The organism is Pseudomarimonas arenosa (assembly GCF_014841215.1).
Taxonomy (GTDB): domain Bacteria; phylum Pseudomonadota; class Gammaproteobacteria; order Xanthomonadales; family Xanthomonadaceae; genus Pseudomarimonas; species Pseudomarimonas arenosa.
The window spans coordinates 23,271-29,313 of the sequence record NZ_JACYTR010000059.1 but is presented as its reverse complement, the minus strand read 5'-3'; the positions used below and the strand labels follow the sequence as shown (position 1 = coordinate 29,313).

Below are 6,043 nucleotides of genomic sequence, written 5' to 3'. Positions count from 1 at the left end.
AGCCCACCCATCGTTCCAGAACAGGTCTTTATCAATCGACCGCTCGATCAATCAGCGTCAACGGGGAACAAAGCTCACTAAAATCACGATTCAAGCTGTCTCAAACCATTGACACATTCCGCAAGACACAGTTGCCTGACACTCATTGATGAAGATCAACTGCAACGTTGCAAACGCCTGCTCTCGAACAAGGTAGTGAGTCGCTCGATTCTGAGTGAGATCGCATCGCAAGATCGATCGCTGAGTGAGCAAGGGTCGGCATTTCTTGAGGATCCAAGCAAGATCGTCGAGGGCGCGGAGGGTGGGCGGTAGTAGAGGCTGTGCGTTAGTCGAAAGCGCAGCATCGTGGAGCAACCGTGTTCAGTGCTGGGAATGGCGCTTGCTCAGTTCTCAACTGCGGCCTCCACTGAGGCCGCATGCCCAAGCAAGGGCAAGTGCTGCATGAGTATGTACTGCGTTCTCAAGATGGCGCTGGCAAGCGGCGGCTGCGGTGCGGTAGCAAAGGCATTGAATCCGGCCTCGGCTAGGCGCTGGCAGAGAGTACCGAGCTCGGCTGAGACCTTACTTTCAATGGCGCCGCTGAGGCCGCGTTCGGACTGTCGTTGCAGCCAGCGCTGCAGGTCGATGAGGGGAGCGGGGAGGCGTGCGAGGTTGAGCTGGGTTGGTGTTGCGCGGGCAAAGGGTGACATCGAGCGCAGCGCGTTTCGGGCTCGGTCCATCACACCTTGTTTCGGTGCCTGGTCGAAGTACAGGGCATCGATGCGCAGAGGCGTACGAGGGGTGGGTAGATGGATCAGGCATAGCGGCTGCGCCACTGGTTGGCCCGAGGTCGACGATATTCGCGCCATCAGGGCGGTCGCGCCAGATTGGGGCGGAGGCAGGGTTTCAATCCGCTCAATGGCGTGCTGGTTGAGCTCGGTATAGGCGAGCTCCAGGTTAAGAACCTGGCCTGCGGCATCTTCGAGCGGCCAGACCAAGGTCTGCCGGGCGGCCTCAAATCTTGGCTGGCCGAAACGGTTTGGTTTGAGCAGCTTCCAGTCTTGATTGGGCCTCGGCTCGGCCAGCAGGCTGCGACTGTTGCGATGGCTTTCGTGTAGATCCGACCAGCGCTCTATGATCGGCAAGCCGGCAGGCAGTGCTTGAGGTGGCTCCGGCAGCAGGGTGGCGCTGCTGCCTTCAGCGGAGGACAGGCGCCCTGAACTGCTTGTTTGCGCGCCGATCAGTTGCAGGCTGCGCCCGGTGGCCTGCTCGGCGGCGCCCAAACCCGACCACGGGCCAGGGGCGCGATAGCGGGCGATGGGATCAAAGCGTTGGTTTTCCGGACGTGCGTCGGTGCAGGTCAAGAACACCTCTTGGTCTACTGACCAGAACAACAAGGTCAGACCTACATAGCCTGACGCCGAGCGCCATGGCTGTGCGCCCAAGCCCAGCAGCGTCAACGCGCCGGCAGCATCATAGCGATTGCGTGCGCGGCCAATCAGATGGGCCGGCGCCAGGCCCTGCGCATCGTTGGCAGTGAGCGCGCACACCAACGCATGAGTGAGAGCGATTTCGTCCAGGAGGCGATGCTCATCGGCACCCGCTGCGCGCTGTTGCAGTAGTTCCACATGATCGGCCAGTCGGCGCAGCAGCAGGGCGAGGCGGTAGTAGTCCGCACCCTGCGCCCACATGGCCAGGGTCGAGAAACGTTCCTGCACATTCGGCGACAGGTGTGACAAGCCGAGCGCGATGCACTCTGATAACAGCTGGCAGGTGCTTTCACGAAGACGGGCCCGCGATTCGCGCTGGGCTTCTTTTGCGCTGACAGCGACTGCGTGATCCTGGCCCAGGTCCAGCTCAGCGTTTTTCGGCCGGGTACTGCTTTCGGGTGGGTCTATGTTCAGGCCATGGGCCAGACGATAGGCGAGGATGGCGGCTACGCGATACTTCTCAATCGCCTTGATCTGGGTGTCAGCGATCAGCTGTTCCACTGATCCACCCATGAAGCGGAACCCGATGTTAGGAACGCGCAATTGAATGACGATATTGATGCCGGCCGAAATCGTGGGCTCGCGGCCGGCATCGAGGTCTTGTACGTAGTGCCAGGCCCAGCGATAGCCGGCCTTGCCGGCGTGCTGGAGCATGCTGCGGGTAGGGATGGCCGATAGTGCTTCGTGCAAGCCCGCGTTGTTGTTGTCAGTGACGGCCGCGCCAGATGTATCTGCCTCAGTCGGAGATGCGTCGGCACTGGTTGAAGCCGAGCGTTGCAACCACAACACCGCGGCGAGCAGGTGCTGGCAGACGCCGGTTGTCGGGCAGGAGCAGCTCGCTCGCGCGGGACCTGCGGCATCGAAATGAATCTGGTGGCCGGCAAACGTCAATCTCAGTGCTGCGTCTGAATCCTCCAGCACGGAGGGCGAATCGCTCTCAAGGTCCTTGGTGGCGCGACGCAGCAAGCCGCGATTTCCCCAGGCAACAAGGGCGGCTTCGTCGAAGCGACTCAGCGGCTCGTGAAGCTTGGCGCGCAGGCTCACGACACCACCTTGGCCAGCCATTGCGCCAGTCGCTGCGGGGTGAGGGCTGCGATTTCCATTCCGCAGCGGGCCAGGCGTTCGGCCATCTGGCGGTCATACGTGGGGTGAGCTTCGCCGTCGAGTGCGGCGAGGCCGAGCAGCTTAACGCGTGCTTCCGCCAATTGGCGCACGGTGCGCACCAGCTCGTTCGGCGGGCCACCTTCGCAGAAGTCGGTGACCAGGGCCAGCACGGTGCGATGGGGGTTCTCCACCAGTTGCGCGCAATAGCGCATCGCCTTGGCGATGTCGGTGCCGCCGCCGAGCTGTACTTTGAGCAGTACCTCCACCGGGTCATCGACGTAGTCAGAGAGATCCACCACGCTGGTATCGAACACCACGATCTTCACCCGAAAGGCAGGCAGGCCGGCCAGGATGCCGGCCATCACCGCGCTATGGATGACCGAATCGGTCATGCTGCCGCTTTGGTCGATGCACAGGATGATGTCCCAGGGCAGGCGCCGGGTATTGCGCTCGAAGAAGCGCAGCTGCTCGATCACCAGCTTCTGCCGTTCGCGATCAAAGTGCTTCAGATTCTTGCGAATGGTGCCGTAGGCGTCGAAGTTCTGTGCAATGGCGATCGGCGAATGGCGTTGCCGATTGAGGCGGCCAGTAAGCGCCTGGCGTACCTCCGATTCCAGCTGCCGGCGTATTTCCTCGATCACCTGACGAATGATTCGACGGGCCAGATGCAGCACATCGCCCTTCAGGTGGCCACGCAACGTCAGCAGGGTGCGCAGCAGCTGATGATTGGGCTCGAGTCGCTGCAAGGTTTGCGGGTCGGTAACCAGTTCGGTCAGGCCGTAGCGATCCAGTGCGTGCTTCTCGATGACCTCAGCGGTTTGACGCGGAAACAGCTCTCGTACCTGGCCCAGCCAGTTCACCAGAGTGATCTGCGATGCATCGAGTGAGCCGGGCCCGGTTTCCTTGCGCAGTCCGCGCCCCTGGTACTCGCGGCCATACAGATAGTCGAGCGCCGAGTCGATACGTGCAGCTTCACCCTCGAGGCCACTGCTGCTCAAACGCTCCGCGTACTTGCCCAGCACCAGCCGCCAACGTTGTACCGCGCTCATGGTGCCACCCATGCGCCAAGCCCTTCGGCGCTAAGGAGCTCGGCAACCGTGGCGGATACCTGCAGATGTTGCTGCACATCAGCGGCATCCATCTCACGATTGAGCAGTGGGCCAAGCGACTCCAGGCCGTGTAGTTGCGCGACCGCTTCGGCGATTCGATCGGTTTCCTTCGGCGTCATGCCGGCAAAGGCCAGTCGCAGCTCAGGCAGGTTGTTGACGAAGTCCTGCTGCGTCCAGCCACTCAGCAGATTGTTCAGGAAATCGATCAGTATGGGTTGCTGCCAGGCGGCTTCGCGCGCTGTTGACAGCAGTCCGCGCAACAAGGCCACTGCGTCAGTCGTGGCAGCCAGTCCTTGAAAATGTCCGGCAAGCACGCTGTTGAGTGTGCGCTCGTCCAGCTGTCCGGCCGAATAGCGCAGGCCAATTACCGCGCCACGCAGCAGAGGGGAATCGCAGCTTCGCTGCAGCTCGGCTAGCAGTGTCCAGTAGAGCTGCGCATCCAGCGCATGGCCGGCGGCGCTAACCAGTAGTTCGCGCAATTTGCCAAGAGCACGGATGATGGCGTCGATGTCTGTACCGCCGCCTTGCAAGCCATGACCAAGATAGATCGCGCGTTCGTAGGCAGCAAGAATCAGTGAGGGCACTTCATCCAGCCCGCGTGCCTCCAGTGGTTCGCGTGATTGCCAAAGCAGACTGAGCTGGGAGACGGCGTCGACTACCGCGTCAAAGCCGGCATCCTCGGCCACGGCGGAACGCAGCATGGCTAGCACCTTGGGCAGGTGATCGTGCAGCCCAAGCACACAGGCGCGCGCCATCATCGAGGCTGCCGCGCGTGCATCGCGAGCCTGCCCCTCGGCCTGCATGCGCAGCAGCTGTTCGGCGAATTTCTGCGCCACCGCCAGGGGCAGGGTGACGCCATACATCGAGGCTTCGACCAAGGCCGCCTCAGTGGCCGCGGAGTAAGCGTACTCCCAGTGCTCCTGCAGGCGATCGAGCCCGATGCCGTTGGCGAAGTCCGGGCCCGCGGTACGAATGGCAAACGGAATGCCAAGAAAGCTCAGACCATGCAGCAAGCGACTGCTGATCCGATGCGCCGGTCGTCGATAGATATCGAGCACCGCACGGCGCGGCTGGGAATCCTCTACCTTCAGGCGTTGACGACGCAGACGCCAGGCCACGTCCTTTACCAAAGGTGGCGTGTGTGCACCGGGTGGCACCGTGCCAACGCTCTTGCCGCAGAGTGCGTGTCGAGCCACGGAGAGAATCAAGGTGCCATCTGCCTCGATATCGCCCTTGATAAAGCAGCTGGTCACCGCATCCAGCACGTCGTTGCGTGCCGGTGCCGGGCGCTGGCGAAGCTGGGTCAGGCGCAGTACCTGTTCGTAAGCCGCGGCCAGCGCAGGCATGGCGATGGATAGCCCATGTTGGTCTCGCAATTCGATTGCAATATCGGTCAGCGTTTCCAGCGCCGCCTGTTCGCGCACGCGGCGCAATGATGCGGCGCTCTCGTGGCGCTGCAGTCGCTGCCACAGGGCCTGGTGCCAGCCAGGTGAGGTCATGCCTGCCGCATAACCGTTCAATCGATCCAGTCGATCAAAGCCATAGCGAATCAGGGCCGAAGCCTGGTCTTGCAGATCGGGTACGAGCACCTTCGGCCGCACCACAGCTTGCTGGAGCTGTGCAGGGAAGGCCACGGCGTGAAAGCCGCCCACCACCGCCAGCACCGGACCCGACTGAACATCACGTTGAGTCAGGGCCTGCTGGATATGCCAGAGCATTTCCGCTTCGCGTTGCAAGGTGCCGTCGGCAGACAGCACCTGCTCGCTGCAATCCTCGCGCGACACCGCACAGTAGGCGGTCACGCGAGCCAGGTGTTCGTGCCATGTCACCTTGCCGAGGTCGGCTTCGAACAAGTGCTCCCACAACTCCTCGTGGTCACGACAGCCGAGCTGATTGGCCAAGGCGTGCAGATGCTCGCTGCGACGGTAGTGTCGCTCATCCAGCAAGGAATGCTCTTCGGCCTCGGGGCCCGCTTCGAGCGCGCATTGCTCGCCGAAGTCGAGATCGATAAAGCGGGCCGGAATGCCAAGGCGATCTGCTTCTCGCAGTGCGACCAGCTCAGGTGAGTAATCGCAGAACGGATAGTAGGCGGCTCGGCGACTCTCCGCTTGATCTTCGGCCGCCTTGCGCACCGCATAGGTGTAGATCGCCAGCGGCATCTTGGCCTTTTGATTCACCAGCAGAGGGATCATCGGCGTAAACGAGCGTGGGCCCTCCACCAGCACCAGGCTTGGCTGACACTCGGTGATCAGCTGTTGCAGGTACCAGGCGCAGGCCGGGCTGTGGTGGCGCACCGGATAGACCACCAGCGCAGGAGAAATCAGTTGCGCCGCGAGATCGCGGATTTGCGCAGTGTCCAAC

General features: G+C 62.2%; 3 protein-coding genes. All 3 read right to left on the bottom strand.

All coding sequences use genetic code 11. The features are described from left to right. Positions 1 to 383 precede the first annotated feature (383 nt). From IFO71_RS18155 to IFO71_RS18145, 3 genes are read right to left on the bottom strand one after another with little or no spacing between them, the layout of a single operon-like run. Positions 384 to 2,513: a hypothetical protein gene (locus tag IFO71_RS18155; protein WP_192031092.1), complete on the bottom strand. Its 2,130-nt coding sequence runs from the start codon at positions 2,511 to 2,513 to the stop codon at positions 384 to 386. Further along, complete coding sequence (locus IFO71_RS18150; RefSeq protein WP_192031091.1) at positions 2,510 to 3,622, bottom strand: VWA domain-containing protein; 1,113 nt, start codon at positions 3,620 to 3,622, stop codon at positions 2,510 to 2,512. The genes IFO71_RS18155 and IFO71_RS18150 overlap by 4 nt, the downstream gene beginning before the upstream one ends. Continuing rightward, entirely contained in the window at positions 3,619 to 6,042 is a 2,424-nt protein-coding gene (locus IFO71_RS18145; protein WP_192031090.1) for a DUF5682 family protein, read from the bottom strand. Before IFO71_RS18145 ends, IFO71_RS18150 begins: the two co-directional genes overlap by 4 nt. Position 6,043 lies beyond the last annotated feature (1 nt).